Raw genomic sequence first — 16,868 nt, 5'->3', positions numbered from 1 at the left:
CGCGAACCACCGTTCGAACCGCAGGCACAGCAGGAGGCTCGTCATGATCGACGTGACGGTCAACACCCCCATGGACGCGGTCGTCGGCGTGGCCGACGGCTCGACGATCATGATCGGTGGGTTCGGCAGGGCAGGCCAGCCCGTGGAGCTCATCGACGCACTCATCGCCCACGGTGCCAGCGACCTCACCATCGTCAGCAACAATGCTGGCAACGGCGAGACGGGGATCGCTGCGCTGCTCGCTGCGGGCCGCGTGCGCAAGATCGTCTGCTCGTTCCCCCGGCAGCACGATTCGTACGTGTTCGATCGGCTCTATCGTGCTGGCGAGGTCGAGCTCGAGCTCGTGCCGCAGGGCAACCTGGCCGAGCGCATGCGGGCCGCCGGTGCCGGCATCGGCGGGTTCTTCACACCGACGGGTGCGGGCACGGTGCTGGCTCAGGGCAAAGAGACCCGCATGCTCGATGGGCGGGAGCAGGTCTTCGAGCTGCCGCTGCACGCGGACGTCGCGCTGATCTCGGCGCTGCGAGGCGACCGCTGGGGCAATCTCGTCTACCGAAAGACCTCCCGCAACTTCGGCCCGGTCATGGCGACGGCTGCGGCTGTGACGGTTGCGCAGGTCGACGAGATCGTCGAGCTCGGGGATCTGGACCCCGAGACGGTCGTCACGCCGGGTCTCTTCGTCGACCGCCTCGTCGCGGTAGGTCAGCGAGCGTGGCTCGACGGCGATCGATTCGTGGGCGGCGTCGACGTCGCAGGGGCGCCGTTGCGCGCAGAAGAGGGAGGCTCGCGATGAGCGGCATCGACGTTCTGGCTACTCGCCTCGATCGCACCGAGCTCGCTGCGCGCGTGGCGCACGACATCCCCGACGGTGCGGTCGTGAACCTGGGGATCGGCGCGCCGACGCTGGTCGCCGACGTGCTCCCGGTCGATCGCGAGATCGTGCTGCACACCGAGAACGGGATGCTCGGAATGGGTGGCGCGCCCGGGCATGGCGGCATCGATCCTGACGTCATCAATGCCGGCAAGCAAGCCGTGACGGCGCGACGAGGTGCCTCGTACTTCCACCACGCAGACTCGTTCGCGATGATGCGCGGCGGGCATCTCGACGTGTGCGTGCTCGGCGCACTGCAGGTCTCGCAGGCGGGCGACCTCGCCAACTGGTCGACGGGTGCGGAGGGCGCCATTCCAGCGGTCGGAGGCGCGATGGATCTCGCGCTCGGAGCCAAGCGGGTCGTCGTGATGACCGACCTCCTCTCGCGGACTGGCGAGTCCAAGCTCGTCGTCGCCTGCACCTACCCGCTCACCGCCGCTGCGTGTGTGAGCCGCGTCTACACAGACCTGGCGGTGTTCGACATCGTCGACGGCCGGTTCGCGGTCGTCGAGACGATGGGTGCGGCGACGGTGGGCTGGCTCGAGGACGTCATGCGCCTTGAGCTCATCGATGCGCAGGGTGATCGCTCGTGACCGTCGCGGTGATTCACGATGCCGTCCGCACGCCGTTCGGCCGTGCGGGTGGTGCGCTCGCAGGCGTGAGGCCCGACGACCTCGCTGCTGTCGTGATGCGGGAGGTCGTCGAACGCTCGAATCTGGAACCGTCGCGCATCGGCGACGTGATCTTCGGCGCTGCCAACCAGTCCGGGGAAGACAATCGCAACGTCGCACGGTTCGGCGCCCTGCTCGCCGGGTTCCCGACGTCCGTCACCGGCGTCACGGTCAATCGCCTGTGCGCCTCCTCGCTCGAGGCCGTGGTGCAGGGCTCTCGGGCGATCGAAGCCGGCGATGCGGATGTCGTGCTGGCCGGCGGCGTCGAGTCGATGAGTCGCGCTCCCTACGTCGTCGAGAAGTCGGCCCGACCGTGGCACGCAGTCGGTGACAAGACGATGTGGAACACGGCCATCGGCTGGCGGATGGTGAATCCGATGATGCCGACGCATTGGACGGTCGCGAACGGGGAGGCGGCTGAGCTCACGGCGCGCGACCACGGCATCGGCCGCGAGGAACAAGATGCGTTCGCGCTGCGGTCACATCGCCTCGCCGCTGAGGCGTGGGCGACCGGTGTGCTGGACCGCGAGGTCGTGGCGGTGCCGGGCGTCGACCTCACGCGCGACGAAGGCATCCGCACCGAGACGACGATGGAGCGGCTCGCGGGCCTGCCCGCTCTGTTCGCCGACGACGGCAGCGTCACTGCCGGCAACGCATCCTCGATCAACGACGGAGCGTCGGCCGTCCTGCTCGCGCGCGATGGTCTCCTCGACGGAGAACCGCTGGCGCGCATCACCGGCCGTGCTGCGTACGGCGTCGACCCGCAGCGGTTTCCCATCGCGCCCATCGAGGCGGCCAACGCGGCGTTGGCGCGAGCGGGAAGGACCTGGGCGCAGGTAGATCTCGTGGAGCTGAACGAGGCATTCGCCTCGCAAGCGCTCGCGTGCATTCGCGGATGGCCAGACCTCGATCCGGAGCGCGTCAACATCCACGGCGGAGCACTGGCCATGGGGCACCCGCTCGGAGCTTCCGGCGGTCGGGTGCTCGGCCACGCAGCGCACGAGCTCGCTCGTCGCGGGCATGGCATCGCAGTCGTGGCGATCTGCATCGGTGTCGGGCAAGGTCTCGCGGTCGTGATCGAGCGCTGAGCGGCGCTCGGGCTCGAGCTGCGACTCGCGCCCGTCTTCAAGCAGCAGAACTGACCGCGCGATTGTCATACAAAATCATTTGACAAGATTGGCGACAGTGTTCTAGCGTCGATCCCGCACGGCAATGACGGCGGGAGGCAGCGTGGCGACAGCGACGGTCATCGGACTCGGTGAGGCAGGGGCGCTCTACGCGCGCGGCCTGGCCGAGGCGGGCTTCGAGGTGCACGGCTACGACCCGTTCGCGCAGCTCGACGACCGCCGGGTCACGCAGCACGCCGATCTCGCCGAGGCCCTCCGCCCGGCCGACCTCGTCATCACGCTCGTCGGTGCCCGTGCAGCCCGCGCCGTCACCGAGCAGGTGCTCGCCGCGCTCGAGCACACACCGCTGCTCGCCGACCTCAACACCGGCTCGCCGGCGCTCAAGCGCGAGCTCGGCGCGCTCGCTGGCGCGCAGGGCGTGCCCTTCGTCGACATCGCCGTGCTCGCCCCGGTGCCGCGTGCTGGCGCGCAGACGCCGCTCATGGTCAGCGGGCCCGACGCCGAGGCGTTCGTGGCGCTCTTCGCCCCCGTCGGCGCCGAGGTCGAGTCGATCGGCGGCGAGGCCGGCGATGCCGCTGCGCGCAAGCTCATCCGCAGCGCCTTCATGAAGGGGCTGGCCGGCGTGATCCTCGAGAGCGTCGGCGCCGGCGAGGCCGCCGGCTGCGGCGACTGGATCCGCGAGCAGATCGTCGCAGAGCTCAGCGGCGACGCCTCCGCCTTCGTCGAGCGCCTCATCGTCGGCTCCAAGCAGCATGCCGAGCGCCGCGTCCACGAGGTCGAGGACGCCGCCGACTACCTGCGCTCGATCGGCCAGCCCAGCTGGTCGACCGACGCCGCCGGCGACTGGCTTCGCCGCCTTCGCGACGAGCACGCGACGACCGCGACGAACCCGGCGGACGCGGCATGACCGCATCCGCCCCCACACCCCTTCGGGAAGGAACTGCAGAGATGGAAGCACGACGGATGCTCGTGGTCGGTGCGCACAGCGCCGACTTCGTCTGGCGCGCCGCTGGCGTGATCGCGAAGCACACCGCGGCCGGGGGTGAGGCGCGCGTGGTCGCCCTCAGCTACGGCGAGCGCGGCGAGAGCGGCGAGCTCTGGAAGGTGCCGGGCCAGACGGTCGAGAACGTGAAGCGGCACCGCCACGCAGAGGCCGAGCAGGCCGCTGCCGCCGTGGGCGCGAGCTTCGAAGGCTTCGACTGCGGCGACTACCCGCTGAACCCGGGCGAGGACGTCGTCGATCGGCTGGCCGAGCTGATGCGCGACTTCAAGCCGCACGTCGTGCTCACGCATCCCGACAAGGATCCCTTCAACCCCGATCACCCGGTCGCCAACGTCGTCGTGTCGAAGGCGCGACTGCTCACCGCGGGCGCCGTCGTCGAGGCAGGATTCCGCACGGCGCCGCCGAGCGAGTACCTGGTCTTCGAGCCCCACCAGCCGGAGCTGTGCGGCTTCGTGCCGTCGGTGTTCGTCGACATCACGGATGTGTTCGAGCAGAAGAAGACGGCGATGGCCGCCATGCAGGCGCAGTCGTACCTGCAGCAGTACTACGCCGAGCGCGCCGAGCACCGCGGCAATCACGCCCGCAAGGTGACCGGCAACAAGGAGATCCGGCAGGCGGAGGCATTCCAGCGACTGATCCCGAACGTGGTGGGTGCGCTGTGAGCACGAGCACGAGCACGACGCCCACCAGCCCTGCCGTCGAGACGCTCGCCGCAGCCGGCGCCGCCACGGTCTACGAAGCGCGCGGCCGCCAGGGTCTCGTCGACGTCGACCTGATCCAGCTGGTGCCCGGCAGTCGGGTCGCCGGCCCCGCCCGCACGGTGCTGTGCGCGCAGGACGACAACCGCGGCGTGCACGAGCTGTGCGCGCACATCCAGCCCGGCGACATCGCCGTGCTCGCCATGCCCGAGGCGCGGCCGGTCGCCCTCATCGGCGACCTGCTCGTGACGCAGCTGCAGGTCGCCGGGGCCGTCGGCATCCTGTGCGATGCGAGCGTGCGCGACGTCGAGGAGCTGCGCGGCATGGGCATCCCGATCTGGACCCGCTGGGTGCGTGCCCACGGCGCCGGCAAGTCGACCAGGGGAGTGGTGGGAGCGGCGGTCGAGATCGGCGGCGCCACCATCCGCACCGGCGACATCGTCGTGCTCGACGCCGACGGCGCAGCGGTGGTGCCGGCCGAGGCCGTCGACGAGGCGGTCGAGCTCGTGCGCGCCCGCGAGCAGAAGGAGGCGGGCCTGCGCGAGCGCTGGCGCGCCGGCGAGCAGTCCTACGACGCGTATGGCTTCCGCAGCGAAGACGAAGGAGCCGACTGATGGAGATCACGGTCGAGGGCCTCACCCTCAAGTACGGCGACAACACGGCCGTGCGCGATCTCGACCTCACCATCGGCGAGGGCGAGTCGGTCGTGCTGCTGGGGCAGTCGGGCTGCGGCAAGACCAGCACCATGCGCTGCATCGCGGGCCTCGAGACCCCCACCACCGGGCGCATCACCGTGGGCGACCGCGTGCTGTTCGACGCCGCGAAGGGCATCAACCGCCCCTCGCACAAGCGCAACATCGGCATGGTCTTCCAGTCCTACGCGATCTGGCCGCACATGACGGTCTTCGAGAACGTCGCCTTCCCGCTGCAGATGCAGCGCACGGGCAAGGCGGATGCGCGGCGTCGCGTCATGGAGACGCTCGAGCTCGTGGGCCTGGCCGAGTTCGCAGACCGCGGCGCGAGCATGCTCTCCGGCGGCCAGATGCAGCGCGTCGCGCTCGCCCGCAGCGTCGTCATGCAGCCGTCGATCATGCTGCTCGACGAGCCGCTCTCCAACCTCGACGCTCGCCTGCGGCACCGCCTGCGCGGCGACCTGCGCGAGCTGCAGCAGCAGCTCGGCCTCACCTCGGTCTACGTCACGCACGACCAGGAGGAGGCGCTCGCGCTCGCCGACCGCATCGCGATGATGCAGCACGGCCGCATCGTGCAGTTCGGCACGCCCGACGAGATCTACAACCGGCCCAAGAGCGCCTCGATCGCCGACTTCCTCGGCGTCAGCAACATCATCGAGGTCGAGCCCGTCGACACCACCCACGTGCAGATCACCGGCACCGACGTCGTGCTGCAGGTGCCCGCCTACGAGCGTGCTCAGCAGCTGCGCGCCTGCATCCGCGGCGAGGACATCCTGATGGCCGAGGAGTCGACCGACGGCAACCTCGTCACCGGGCACGTGCTGACCCGCGAGTTCCTCGGCGCCAGCGCGATCTACCGGGTCGAGCTGCCCGGCGGCGCGCACCTCGAGGTCAGCGGCAGCAAGCACCGCCCGCTCGGCGGCGGCCAGGGTCGGGAGGTGCAGCTGCGCATCGCGGTCGACGCCATCCAGGTGCTGCCGCTCGACGTCGATGACGCACCGCGCGCCGACGTGCCGACCGTCGCCCACCAGGCGGTCGCCTGATGCCCACCGACACGCTCGAGCGCGAGCAGCGCCGGCCGGAGAGCCCGCGGGCCACCCCGCAGGTGGCCGCGATCTCCGGCATCCGCCGGGCGACGCTGCCGATCGTGCTCTACGCGGTGCTCGCGATCCTCATCCTGATCCCGGTCGCGCTCGTGGTGCTCTCCGCGTTCACGACCACCACGCCGCGGCCCGGCAACATCTCGCTCACGGGCCTCACGCTCGAGAACTTCGCCACCGTGTTCGGCCCGGGCGCCGGCCAGGCAGCCGCGAACTCGCTCATGGTGGGCGTCGGCGCTTCGATCCTGGCGCTCGCGATCGGCGGCTTCCTCGCCTTCGTCGCCGCGCGCACGAACGCCTACGCCAAGGGCTTCCTCTACTTCATCGGCCTGCTGCCGATGTTCCTGCCCTCCTACGTCGGCGCGCTCGCGTGGGCGGTGCTGGGCGGGCCGAACGCGGGCCTGCTCAACATCCTCGCCCGCGACCTCGGCATGCCGCAGATGGTCGACATCTTCAACCTTGCAGGCCTCATCTTCGTGCTGGCGCTCTATTACGCGCCCTACGCGTTCCTGCTGATCCACGCATCCCTCAGCCTCATGAACCCCGACCTCGAAGAGGCCGCGCGCATCCACGGCGCGACACCCGCGACGGTGCTCCGCAAGGTCACCTTCCCGCTCGCGACCCCTGCCATCCTCGGCGCCGGCATCCTCATCTTCGTCCTCACCGTCGAGAACTTCCCGGTCTCGCAGATCATCGGCTCGGCTGGCGGCCTCGACACCCTGCCGACCTACATCTACCGGCTCATGAACTCCTCGCCCTCGCGCGGCAACGAAGCCGCGGCGGTGGCGATCACGCTCGTCGTGATCGTGCTGGCGGTGACGGCCGTGCAGCGCTGGGTGGTCTCGAAGCGCAGCTACACGACCGTCTCGGGCAAGGGCCTCAAGCTCGGCGTGCTCGACCTCGGCTGGTTCCGCGCCCCGGCGCTCATCATCGGGCTCGTCTACTTCGTGCTCTCGACGGTGCTGCCGATCCTGGCGCTGCTGTTCGTGGTGCTGCACGACTCGCCCTACGTCGGCAGCATCACGCAGGCGATCAGCGAGGGGCGGATGTCGCTGGCGCAGTTCGGCGAGACGCTCACGAACCCGGTGGTGCATCAGGCGACGCTCAACTCGGTCATCGTCGCGATCGTGGCGGCGGCGGGCGGCACGCTGCTGGCGTTCATCGTCTCCTACGTCGTGAACCGCACGAAGCTGCCGGGCCGCGAGGGCCTCGGCTACATCTCGATGCTGCCGCTTGCGGTGCCGTCGATCGTGCTGGGGCTCGGCCTGCTCTGGACCTGGCTGCTGCTGCCGGTGCCCATCTACGGCACGCTCGTGGTGATGATGATCGCCTTCGTGGCGGCGCAGATGCCCCAGGGCTACCAGGGCGCGAGCTCGTCGATCCTGCAGATCCACGCCGATCTCGAGGACAGCGCCGTCATGCACGGCGCGAGCCGCGCCCGCGCGGTCTGGCGCATCACCATGCCGCTGCTGCGGGTGCCGCTGACGTCGACCTTCCTGCTGCTGCTCATGCTCTCGATGCGCGAGCTGACGGTGCCGCTGTTCCTCTTCACGACCGACACCCGGCTGCTCTCGATCGTCATCTTCGACGACTTCGAGAACGGCGTGCTGCAGCGCAGCGCGGCGACCAGCCTCGTCTACTGCGTCGTGATCTTCGTGCTCGCCTACCTGGCCCGCCGCCTCGGTGCCCAGCAGGGCAAGCAGTGACGACCCATCCATGACCACATTCCCTGCCCAGATTCGATCCAATGGAGGACGAACCATGCACAAGTCCATGAAGGGCGCGCTCGTCGGCGCCACGATCGTCGCGTTCGCGCTGACCGGCTGCGCAGCCGGCGGCACGCCATCCGAGGCGCCCGCCGCCGGTGAGGATCTGGTCGTCGACGACCAGCTGCTCGCCTCGGCCGAGGTGCTCGCGGCCGCCCAGGAGGAAGAGCCCATTGTCTTCTACACCGGCGGCAGCGAGGTCTCCGAGCAGCAGGCCGCCGATGCCTTCACCGAGGCCACGGGGCTGCAGGTCGAGATCGTGCGCCTCGCGCCCAACAAGCTCAACGAGCGCATCCTCGCCGAGCAGGCCGCGGGCCAGCTGGCGGCCGACGTCATCCGCATCTCGGGCGAGGATCTCATCGCCGGCATCGCCGACGCGGGCACCTTCACGCCCGTCGAGCTGACCGACGACATCGCCGGCGGCCTCATCCCCGAGGCCACCTACGACGACGGCCTCTACTACTCCAGCTTCGACCGGGTCTACAGCTTCGGCTACAACAACCAGATCGTCGAGGAGGCGGATGCGCCGCAGGACTGGGCAGACCTGCTCGACCCGCGCTGGGCCGGCCAGGTCGGCATCGTGCAGGTGGGCGCGGGCGGCAGCACCGCTGCGCTGACGCGCTTCCAGTTCGACCGGCTCGGCGAGGACTACCTGCGCGAGTTCGCGGCGAACAGCCCGCGCATCTTCGACTCCTCGGCGGCGCTCACCGATGCGCTCGCGCGCGGCGAGATCACGGTCGGGCCGATGCCGATCGCGACGGCCTACTCGGCGACCCTCGACGGCGCGCCCATCACGATCGCGACGCCCGAGGAGGGCGCGGCGGCCTACCCGTTCTACCTCGGCGCGACCGAGTCGGCCGGCAGCCCCAACTCGGCCTCGATCTTCGTCAACTGGCTGCTCTCGACGCAGGGCCAGACGCTCGCGGCCGAGCTCGGCGACTACCCGGTGATCGAGCAGGCGCCCAACCCGACGATCGGCGAGATCGAGCTGCCTGCGGCCGACAGCGACTTCGTCTTCCGCTCGACGCTCGAGGAGTCGCTCGACAACCTGCAGGCCGATTCCGAGCTGTGGTCCGAGATCTTCGGCTACACGGGATGATGTGTGGCAGCGGGGTGGCGCCGGTCGCCGCCCCGCTCCCCACCAGAGCGCGAGACGACGACGGGAGCGGAGCATGGACCTGGCAGCACGGATCCGAGAGATGATCCTGCGTGGAGAGCTGGTGCCGAACCAGCGGCTGGTCGAGCTCGACCTCTCTGACGAGTTCGGCGCATCGCGTCCCGCGGTGCGCGAGGCGCTCAGGGAGCTCACCGGCGAGGGGCTCGTGGAGCGGGTCGCGAATCGCGGCGCGCGTGTGCGCGCCGTCGGCTTCGAGGAGGCGATCGAGATCGCCGAGGCCAGGCGTGCGCTCGAGAGCCTGTGCGCCGGCAAGGCGGCGGAGGTCGTCACCGACGACGAGATCGCCGAGCTCCAGGCGCTCGGCGTCGCCATGGAGGAGGCCGTCGCGGGCGGCGACAGGGAGCGCTACGCCGCAAAGAACCGCGAGATGCACGACCGCGTGCACGAGATCTCCGGTCAGCAGACCGCGATCAACCTGATCCGCCGGCTGCGCGACCAGAATGTGCGCCAGCAGTTCCGGCTGGCGCAGAAGCCCGGCCGACCCAACGTCTCGATCGTCGAGCACCTCGCCATCATCGACGCGATCGCCCAGCGCGACCGCACGGCGGCCGAGCGCGCCATGGCCCTCCACCTCGACAGCGTCATCGCCGCCATGCACGAGGTGTACGAGCAGACCGGCCTCGAGCGCGCCGCGCGCGACGCCGCGGCCTCGTGAGCGGCGCTGCCACGGCAGGCGTGCGCTGCATGCTCATGCGCGGCGGCACCTCCAAGGGCGCCTACTTCCTCGCCGACGACCTGCCGACCGACCCCGCAGAGCGCGACGCGCTGCTGCTGCGCATCATGGGCTCGCCCGACGCGCGCCAGATCGACGGACTCGGCGGCGGCCATCCGCTCACGAGCAAGGTCGCGATCGTGCGCCGGCTGCCGAACGACGCGTCGGCGGATGCGGTGGAGTACCTGTTCCTGCAGGTCTCGGTCGACGAGGCGCTCGTGAGCGACCGGCAGAACTGCGGCAACCTGCTGGCGGGCGTCGGCCCCTTCGCCATCGAGCGCGGGCTCGTCGCCGCGGCCGAGGGCGAGACGCTCGTGACGATCCGCATGGCCAACACCGGAGGCACCGCCGTCGCGCACGTGCCGACGCCCGGCGGCGCCGTCGACTACGACGGCGAGACCGCGATCGACGGCGTGCCCGGCACGGCCGGCGCCGTGGTGCTCGACTTCGAGGGCACCGCGGGCTCGAGCTGCGGCGCGCTGCTGCCGACCGGCAACGCGATCGACGAGGTCGCGGGCTTCCCCGCCACCCTCATCGACAACGGCATGCCCACGGTCGTGCTGCGCGCATCCGACCTCGGCATCACCGGCGACGAGACGCCGGCCGAGCTCGAGGCCGACGCGGCGCTGCGCGAGCGGCTCGAGCGCATCCGGCTGGAGGCGGGCCCGCGCATGGGCCTCGGCGACGTGCGGGAGGCGACGGTGCCGAAGCTGACGATGGTGTCGGTGCCGACGGCCGGGGGAGCGCTGTCGACGCGCACCTTCATCCCGCATCGCTGCCACACTTCGATCGGCGTGCTGGGCGCCGCGAGCGTCGCGGTCGCGGCGCTGCTGCCCGGCTCCACCGCCGACGGCCTGGCGGTGCGGCCGGACGGCTCGCGGCTGCGCATCGAGCACCCGACCGGCGCGCTCGAGGTCGAGGTGGAGCTCGACGGCCGCGACGTGGGCCGCACGGCGATCGTGCGCACCGCCCGCCCGATCATGGACGGCACGGTCTACCCGCGACCGCGACGCTGAGGTGGCTCGCGGCTGGCTGACGCCCGCGCTGGCGCTGCTGCTGGTGCATGCGGTGCTCGTGCAGGCCGTCAGCTATGCGCTGCGGCCGGCCATCAGCTACGCGATCCTCGATCTCGGCCACAGCTCTGCCTGGCTGGGCGTCGCGACGGCGGCCTTCGCGGTGCCGCCGCTGCTGCTCGCCGTGCCCTCCGGCCGGCTCACCGATCGGCTGGGCGAGCGGGTGCCGCTGCTCATGGGCGCGTGCTGCTTCGTCGGTGCGGTCGTCGTCGCGCTGCTGTGGGGCACGACGCTCGTCGGCCTCATCGTCGCGACCGTGCTGCTCGGGCTCGGCGTGCTCTGGTCGGTCGTCGGCGAGCAGGCGTGGGTGATGCGCGATGCGCCCGCCGGCCGCCTCGACGCCGTCTTCGGCATCTACACCTTCGCCACCTCGAGCGGCCAGATGCTCGGGCCGGGCCTGCTCGCGCTGCCGAACGACGCATCCGCCTCACCGCCCTTCGAGCTCATCGCCTGGTGCTGCCTGGGTGCGGCCATCGCGATGCTGACGCTGTCGTTCCTGATCCGCTCGACGACGCGCGTCATCATCGGGGAGGGGGATGCGCCGCTCGAGCGGATGCTGCCAGCGGCGTGGCGACTGCTGCGGGTGCGGGGCGTCGTGCCGGCGCTGCTGACGAGCAGCCTGGTGCTCTCGTCGCTCGACATCGCGCTCGCCTACCTGCCGCTGCTCGCGCAGGAGCGGATGCTCGCGCCCTGGGTGCTCACCGCGCTGCTGGTGGCTCGCGGGCTCGCGACCATGCTGTCGCGGCTCAGCCTCGGTCACCTCACGCGCGCCTTCGGCAGGCGGAGGGTGCTCGTGGTCGGCGGCCTCGCCTCGGCCGTCGGGCTCGCGGCGCTGGCACTGCCGGTCGACCCGTGGGTGCTGCTGCTGGCGATGGTCGTCTACGGGCTCGCGGCCGGCACGGCGCAGCCGCTGACGATGTCGTGGATGACGCTCGTGACCCCCAGGCGCGACCGCGGCATCGGCGCCTCGATGCGGCTGGTCGGCAATCGTGCGGGGCAGACCGGCATCCCGCTCGCGGTCGCCGGGCTCTCGGTGCTGGGCGGCGCGACGGTGGTCTTCGCCGCGACCGGCGCGAGCCTGGTGATCTCGGCCTGGCTGTCGCGCTGGGCGCCGAACGACGACGACTGAGTGACTGGCGGCCCCCTCCGAGCAGGTGTATGGTTTCTCCCATACGGCACCCGGAGTCGCATCGTGGGGCGCCGTGCGAGCAACCAGGAAGCAGCCGGTCGAGATCATGAGCACCCTCAGGGAGTTGCGCCAGCAGCGGGGCATGAGCCTGGGCGACGTCGCGCATCGCCTCGGCGTCACCCGCGCGACCGTGCAGGACTACGAGCGCACCGACGAGCGCGGCTCGATCCGCACCACGACGAAGCAGAGAGCGCTCGCCGCTCTCGGCGTCATCGAACGGAGACCGACGCCCGACCAGGCGCGGTCGTTGCTGATGCACACCATCGTCGCGTCGAAGCTGCTCACCGAGCCGGAGAAGGTTCTGGAGACCGCGAAGCGGAACCTCGAGCGGTGGGCGGACGACGGTCGGCACGACGAGTACTGGCTCCGCCGATGGTCGCGCGTGCTCGAGCATTCCCCGGCTGACATCGCGATGCTCATCACCGAGCGCAGCCAGGACGCCTCCGACATGCGGCAGGGCACTCCGTTCGCCGGCGTGCTGGACGTCGATGAGCGCACGGCAGCGATCGAGAGGGCGCGCGAGCTCGACATCGCGCTGGCGGCGTGAAGCGGCAGGAGCTCTCGCGGCTGCTGCGGATGGCGAGCCAGATCACCGAGGATGACCAGATCGTCGTGGTCGGCTCGCAGGCCATCTTGGGTTCTGTCGATGAGGCGCGTCTGCCGTCGCGCGCGACGCTGTCGCAGGAGGTCGACCTGATGTTCCTCCACGACGGTGATCGCAGGAAGGCGGATCTCGTCAATGTCCACATCGGAGAGATGTCACCGGTGCAGGAAGAGCTCGGGATCTACGCCGAGGGTGTCCACCGAGAGACGATCGTGCTGCCGACCGGCTGGCGGAAGCGGACGATCGCGTGGCACCTCGAGCCAGGCGCGACGCGCTTCTTGGAGCGCCATGACCTGTGCGCCTCAAAGCTCGCGCGCGGCGAGATGAAGGACCTGGCGTTCGTCGGCGCGCTCGTCGGAGCAGGGCTGATCGAGACCGCGGTGATGGTGGCACGCTGCCGCATGCTGCAGGCGGAGCCAGCGGTGGTCCAGGCCGCGGTGACGAGAGCAAGCGCCTTCGTCGGCCAGGGGCCCGCGCAGCCGACTGCGCGCTCTGCGCGAATCGATCCGCGCAGACCGTAGTCGAGGCTGGGGCGGTCGCCGGGCTCTCGGTGCTGGGCGGCGCGACGGTGGTCTTCGCCGCGACCGGCGCGAGCCTGGTGATCTCGGCCTGGCTGTCGCGCTGGGCGCCGAACGACGACGACTGAGCGGGCGCGGTCGCTCGTCAGGTGACTGCCGACCTGGGATGCGTCACGGCCGTGGGGCCGGTGCGGCGCTCGCGCACGCCTCAGCCGACGACCGGCCGGCCCACGAGCTCGAGGTACTCACGAATGACGTCCTCCACCGACGCGGGCGCCGTGATGCCGAGCGACAGCGCACGCTGCGCGTCGAACGTGGCCGGCCAGGTCTCGACGATCGCCGCGATCGTCGGGTCGACCACGACGTCGACGAGGTCGCTGAGCGGCTCGCCAGCGAGGCGGTCGAGGGTGTCGAGCATCGCGCGGGGCGTCGTTGTGAGGCCGGGCAGGATGACGGCGGTGCGACTGCCCCACTCTTCATCGGTGGCCGTGGCGGCGCGAACGAGCGCATCCACCGTCTTGCCGGGCGATGAGAGGGCGACGGGGATGTCGTCGGGCACGGGGCAGACGGCGCGCACGCCGTCGACGGGTTCGCGGACGATGCCCGAGACGAAGCTCGAAGCGGCGGCGTTCGGCTTGCCGGGGCGCACGGCGACGGTCTGCAGGCGCACGGTGCGGGCGGTGATGAGACCCCGGCGCCCGTAGTCGGCGACGAGCAGCTCACCGATGAGCTTCTGCGTGCCGTAGCTCGACTGCGGGCGCGGCAGCGTGTCATCGGTGATGACGTCGGGTGCTCCGAGGCTCGGGTCGACGCCGAACACCGCCAGCGTGCTCGTGAAGATGACCTTCGTGGGCGTCGCTCGGTCGGCGGAGCGAAGGTGGTCGAGGAGCGCGCGGGTGTCGTCGACGTTCGTCTGCATGCCGAGGTCGAGGTCTGCCTCCGCCGCGCCGCTCACGACGCCGGCGAGGTGGAAGACCACGTCGACGCCGCCGATGTCGCCCAGCACCTCGCCCAGCTGCCCGGCGATGGCGCGGACGCGCGAGTCCTGCAGCATCTCGGGCCGCGGCTCGACGATGTCGAGGAGCGTCAGCTGTTCGATCTCGCCGATCGGGGCGTCGGACTCGAGGATGCGCTGGGCCAACTGGGTGCCGACGAAGCCTGAACCACCGGTGATGAGGATGCGCATGGGTCCATACTCGCGCAGCGAGACACACCGTTGCGTATCGTCACCAAAATTGTTTACAATCGCATTAACGATCTTGATCGCAAAGGAGCGAGATGACCGCCGAGCAGACCCCGGCCACCCACCGGCAGCCCAGTGCACGAGCGCGCGAGCTGGTGCGCGGGTCGTATGACCTGCACGTGCACATCGCGCCCGACGTGATGCGGCGGCGCATCACCGATCTCGAGCTCGCTGAGCGCTACGAGCAGCTCGGCCTCGCGGGCTTCGTGCTGAAGTCGCACTACGTGCCCACCCAGGAGCGCGCCGAGCTCGTGCGCGCGCTGCACCCGGGGGTGGATGCGCTGGGTGCGATCACGCTCAACGCCTCAGTCGGCGGCATGAACCCGGTGGCGGTCGAGATCGCCGCCCGCGGCGGCGCCCAGTTCGTCTGGCTGCCGACGGTCGACAGCCACAACCAGCGCACCTGCGCGAGCGAGGAGCCCGACGGCGCGAAGCCGCCGATGTGGGCGCAGCTGCAGCAGGATCTGCGCGACGCCGGCATCGACAGCCCGGCCATCCCCGTGCTGGATGCAGCCGGCGAGGTCGACGAGCGCACCGGCCAGGTGCTCGACGTGATCGCGAAGCACGACATGACACTCGCGACCGGCCACCTGCACGGCGACGAGTCGGCCGTGGTGGTCGCCGCGGCGCGAGCGCGCGGCGTCCGTCGCATCGTGGTGACGCATCCCGAGTTCACCTCCCAGCGCATCCCGGTCGAGCAGCAGCGGGCGCTCGTGCCGCACGGTGCGTTGCTCGAGCGGTGCCTGACGACGCCGCTCACCGGCAAGGTCGACTGGGAGACGTGGCTCGGCAACATCCGCGGCGCCGGCCCCGAGCATTCGGTGATCAGCAGCGATCTGGGCCAGCCCTTCAACCCGCCGGTCGAGGACGGCCTGGCGCTCGCGGCAGACATCCTGCTCGAGCACGGCTTCACGGAGGACGAGGTGCGGCTCATGGCCGTGCACAACTCGCGCTTCCTGGCCGGGGCTGAGCCGCTCGCCGATGCACCCGCGCACCACACCCCGAAGGGAGGGGTCGCAGCATGAGCAGTGTCCTCGAGATCGAGCAGCTCACCAAGGAATTCCAGCGCGACGACGTCGCCACCGTCGCCCTGCGCGACTTCAGCCTGACGATCGAGCGCGGCTCGTTCGTGACCGTGCTGGGCCGCTCGGGCTGCGGCAAATCGACCATGCTCAACCTGCTCTCCGGGCTCTCGAAGCCCACCGCAGGCCGGGTGCTGCACAACGGCAAGGCCCACACCGGCCCCACGGCCGACATCGGCTACCTCACCCAGAGCGACACCGTGATGCCCTGGCGCACGGTGCAGCGCAACGTCGAGATGCCGCTCGAGATCGCCGGCAAGCCGAAGGAGGAGCGCACCCGGATCGCCGCCGACCTCATCGAGCGCGTCGGCCTCGGCGGCTTCGAGGAGAGCTACCCGCGCGAGCTCTCCGGCGGCATGCGGCGGCGCGCGAGCCTCGCCCGCATGCTCGCCTCCGGCGCCGACACGGTGCTCATGGATGAGCCCTTCGGCGCGCTCGACGCGCAGCTGCGGCACGAGCTGCAGGGCGAGCTGCTGCGCCTGTGGCAGCAGAGCAAGCAGACCGTGGTGTTCGTCACGCACGACATCGACGAGGCACTGCTGTTGGGCGACCGGGTCGTGGTGCTCGGCGGACTCGGGCGGATCCTGCTCGACCAGGAGGTCGACATCCCCCGCCCCCGGGACCCCGATCTGACGACCGTCGACCCGCGCTTCATCGAGCTGCACCGCACGCTCGCGGAAGCCCTCAAGCAGGGCGCGAGCGCCCAGGAAGGGGCCGAGGCATGAACGTCGACGCCCCCGTCGCCGAGCGCGCCGGCGCCCCCGCACCCGCACCCATGGGCCCCGTCAAGGAAGACCGGCAGCGCAGCTGGTGGGGCAGGCACGGCCGCCGGACCACCGTCTGGTCGCTGCGCGTCGCCCTGCTGCTCGCGTTCCTCGGTCTCTGGCAGCTCGCGCACGGCTTCGTCTCGAACCCGATGTTCATCTCGAACCCGATCGCGATCGGCGACCAGCTGGGCGTCTGGCTCGGTGATGGCACGCTGGTGTTCCACACCTGGATCACGGTGCAAGAGGTCGCCGCCGGCTACACCATCGGTGTCGTCACCGGCGCGCTGCTGGGCTTCGCGCTCGCCTCGGTGCACCTCATCTATGACGTGTTCGAGCCGTTCATGATGGCGCTCGGGTCTGCTGCACGGACAGGTGACACCTGATCTGTGGTGCCGTGAGGTGCCGCTGGGAGGATGTCATCATGCCCAAGCCCTACCCGCGCGAGTTCGGGGCTGCTGCACGAGTAGGTGACAGTTTCGGTTAGGCCGCAAGGGCCAGGTTCTTGGTCATGATGGTCTCGTACTCGACGGGCGTCAAACGGCCAAGGCGTGGCTGCCGGCGGCGTCGGTGGTAGG

At 70.7% G+C, this 16,868-nt stretch carries 18 protein-coding genes; 17 read left to right on the top strand and 1 reads right to left on the bottom strand.

All coding sequences use genetic code 11. The features are described from left to right. Window positions 1-43 precede the first annotated feature (43 nt). From MKD51_RS00090 to MKD51_RS00025, 14 genes are all read left to right on the top strand, one after another. A complete protein-coding gene (locus tag MKD51_RS00090) occupies window positions 44-793 on the top strand; it encodes a 3-oxoacid CoA-transferase subunit A (RefSeq protein WP_240236813.1) in 750 nt (249 codons plus the stop codon). After that, entirely contained in the window at window positions 790-1,464 is a 675-nt protein-coding gene (locus MKD51_RS00085) for a 3-oxoacid CoA-transferase subunit B (protein ID WP_240236811.1), read from the top strand. The genes MKD51_RS00090 and MKD51_RS00085 overlap by 4 nt, the downstream gene beginning before the upstream one ends. Beyond that, window positions 1,461-2,630, top strand: a complete 1,170-nt coding sequence (locus MKD51_RS00080; protein ID WP_240236809.1) for a thiolase family protein — start codon at window positions 1,461-1,463, stop codon at window positions 2,628-2,630. Before MKD51_RS00085 ends, MKD51_RS00080 begins: the two co-directional genes overlap by 4 nt. Window positions 2,631-2,772: 142 nt before the next feature. Beyond that, the gene (locus tag MKD51_RS00075) at window positions 2,773-3,576 is read left to right on the top strand and encodes a DUF1932 domain-containing protein (protein ID WP_240236807.1); all 804 of its coding nucleotides are present in this window, start codon (window positions 2,773-2,775) and stop codon (window positions 3,574-3,576) included. Between the two features lie 41 nt (window positions 3,577-3,617). Next, a complete protein-coding gene (locus MKD51_RS00070) occupies window positions 3,618-4,334 on the top strand; it encodes a PIG-L deacetylase family protein (RefSeq protein WP_240236805.1) in 717 nt (238 codons plus the stop codon). Further along, entirely contained in the window at window positions 4,331-4,984 is a 654-nt protein-coding gene (locus tag MKD51_RS00065; protein ID WP_240236803.1) for a dimethylmenaquinone methyltransferase, read from the top strand. The genes MKD51_RS00070 and MKD51_RS00065 overlap by 4 nt, the downstream gene beginning before the upstream one ends. Next, on the top strand, window positions 4,984-6,105 hold the full coding sequence (locus MKD51_RS00060; protein ID WP_240236801.1) for an ABC transporter ATP-binding protein: 1,122 nt from the start codon (window positions 4,984-4,986) through the stop codon (window positions 6,103-6,105). Before MKD51_RS00065 ends, MKD51_RS00060 begins: the two co-directional genes overlap by 1 nt. Then, window positions 6,105-7,868, top strand: coding sequence for an iron ABC transporter permease (locus tag MKD51_RS00055; protein ID WP_240236799.1), 1,764 nt, complete (start codon window positions 6,105-6,107; stop codon window positions 7,866-7,868). The genes MKD51_RS00060 and MKD51_RS00055 overlap by 1 nt, the downstream gene beginning before the upstream one ends. A gap of 55 nt (window positions 7,869-7,923) precedes the next feature. Continuing rightward, window positions 7,924-9,027, top strand: coding sequence for an extracellular solute-binding protein (locus MKD51_RS00050; RefSeq protein ID WP_240236798.1), 1,104 nt, complete (start codon window positions 7,924-7,926; stop codon window positions 9,025-9,027). Window positions 9,028-9,100: 73 nt separating this feature from the next. After that, a complete protein-coding gene (locus tag MKD51_RS00045; RefSeq protein WP_240236797.1) occupies window positions 9,101-9,760 on the top strand; it encodes a GntR family transcriptional regulator in 660 nt (219 codons plus the stop codon). Between the two features lie 29 nt (window positions 9,761-9,789). Further along, complete coding sequence (locus MKD51_RS00040; protein WP_240236795.1) at window positions 9,790-10,833, top strand: 4-oxalomesaconate tautomerase; 1,044 nt, start codon at window positions 9,790-9,792, stop codon at window positions 10,831-10,833. Window position 10,834: 1 nt separating this feature from the next. Continuing rightward, the gene (locus MKD51_RS00035) at window positions 10,835-12,019 is read left to right on the top strand and encodes an MFS transporter (protein WP_240236793.1); all 1,185 of its coding nucleotides are present in this window, start codon (window positions 10,835-10,837) and stop codon (window positions 12,017-12,019) included. Between the two features lie 106 nt (window positions 12,020-12,125). Next, window positions 12,126-12,626: a helix-turn-helix domain-containing protein gene (locus MKD51_RS00030; protein WP_240236791.1), complete on the top strand. Its 501-nt coding sequence runs from the start codon at window positions 12,126-12,128 to the stop codon at window positions 12,624-12,626. Next, a complete protein-coding gene (locus tag MKD51_RS00025; protein ID WP_240236789.1) occupies window positions 12,623-13,204 on the top strand; it encodes a DUF6036 family nucleotidyltransferase in 582 nt (193 codons plus the stop codon). Before MKD51_RS00030 ends, MKD51_RS00025 begins: the two co-directional genes overlap by 4 nt. 205 nt (window positions 13,205-13,409) lie before the next feature. Here MKD51_RS00025 and denD read toward each other — a convergent pair whose 3' ends face one another. Continuing rightward, window positions 13,410-14,387, bottom strand: coding sequence for a D-erythronate dehydrogenase (gene denD, locus MKD51_RS00020; protein WP_240236787.1), 978 nt, complete (start codon window positions 14,385-14,387; stop codon window positions 13,410-13,412). 92 nt (window positions 14,388-14,479) lie between these two features. Here denD and MKD51_RS00015 point away from each other — a divergent pair, with 92 nt between their 5' ends. Genes MKD51_RS00015 through MKD51_RS00005 form a run of 3 tightly spaced genes read left to right on the top strand, consistent with a single transcriptional unit; the run spans window position 14,480 to window position 16,676 of the window. Continuing rightward, a complete protein-coding gene (locus MKD51_RS00015) occupies window positions 14,480-15,469 on the top strand; it encodes a DUF6282 family protein (protein WP_240236785.1) in 990 nt (329 codons plus the stop codon). After that, window positions 15,466-16,251, top strand: a complete 786-nt coding sequence (locus MKD51_RS00010; protein ID WP_240236783.1) for an ABC transporter ATP-binding protein — start codon at window positions 15,466-15,468, stop codon at window positions 16,249-16,251. Before MKD51_RS00015 ends, MKD51_RS00010 begins: the two co-directional genes overlap by 4 nt. Further along, on the top strand, window positions 16,248-16,676 hold the full coding sequence (locus MKD51_RS00005) for a hypothetical protein (protein WP_240236781.1): 429 nt from the start codon (window positions 16,248-16,250) through the stop codon (window positions 16,674-16,676). The genes MKD51_RS00010 and MKD51_RS00005 overlap by 4 nt, the downstream gene beginning before the upstream one ends. Window positions 16,677-16,868: the final 192 nt, after the last annotated feature.

Source organism: Agrococcus sp. ARC_14, from assembly GCF_022436485.1.
Classification (GTDB): Bacteria; Actinomycetota; Actinomycetes; order Actinomycetales; family Microbacteriaceae; genus Agrococcus.
This window is presented reverse-complemented; position numbering and strand designations above follow the sequence as displayed.

Excerpts from the sequence above, each read along its gene's own strand:
- MKD51_RS00090 (WP_240236813.1), top strand. The coding sequence starts at position 44 with ATGATCGACGTGACGGTCAACACCCCCATGGACGCGGTCGTCGGCGTG.
- MKD51_RS00085 (WP_240236811.1), top strand. The coding sequence starts at position 790 with ATGAGCGGCATCGACGTTCTGGCTACTCGCCTCGATCGCACCGAGCTC.
- MKD51_RS00070 (WP_240236805.1), top strand. The coding sequence starts at position 3,618 with ATGGAAGCACGACGGATGCTCGTGGTCGGTGCGCACAGCGCCGACTTC.
- MKD51_RS00060 (WP_240236801.1), top strand. The coding sequence starts at position 4,984 with ATGGAGATCACGGTCGAGGGCCTCACCCTCAAGTACGGCGACAACACG.
- MKD51_RS00055 (WP_240236799.1), top strand. The coding sequence starts at position 6,105 with ATGCCCACCGACACGCTCGAGCGCGAGCAGCGCCGGCCGGAGAGCCCG.
- MKD51_RS00050 (WP_240236798.1), top strand. The coding sequence starts at position 7,924 with ATGCACAAGTCCATGAAGGGCGCGCTCGTCGGCGCCACGATCGTCGCG.
- MKD51_RS00045 (WP_240236797.1), top strand. The coding sequence starts at position 9,101 with ATGGACCTGGCAGCACGGATCCGAGAGATGATCCTGCGTGGAGAGCTG.
- MKD51_RS00040 (WP_240236795.1), top strand. The coding sequence starts at position 9,790 with ATGCTCATGCGCGGCGGCACCTCCAAGGGCGCCTACTTCCTCGCCGAC.
- MKD51_RS00030 (WP_240236791.1), top strand. The coding sequence starts at position 12,126 with ATGAGCACCCTCAGGGAGTTGCGCCAGCAGCGGGGCATGAGCCTGGGC.
- denD (WP_240236787.1), bottom strand. The coding sequence starts at position 14,387 with ATGCGCATCCTCATCACCGGTGGTTCAGGCTTCGTCGGCACCCAGTTG.
- MKD51_RS00015 (WP_240236785.1), top strand. The coding sequence starts at position 14,480 with ATGACCGCCGAGCAGACCCCGGCCACCCACCGGCAGCCCAGTGCACGA.
- MKD51_RS00010 (WP_240236783.1), top strand. The coding sequence starts at position 15,466 with ATGAGCAGTGTCCTCGAGATCGAGCAGCTCACCAAGGAATTCCAGCGC.
- MKD51_RS00005 (WP_240236781.1), top strand. The coding sequence starts at position 16,248 with ATGAACGTCGACGCCCCCGTCGCCGAGCGCGCCGGCGCCCCCGCACCC.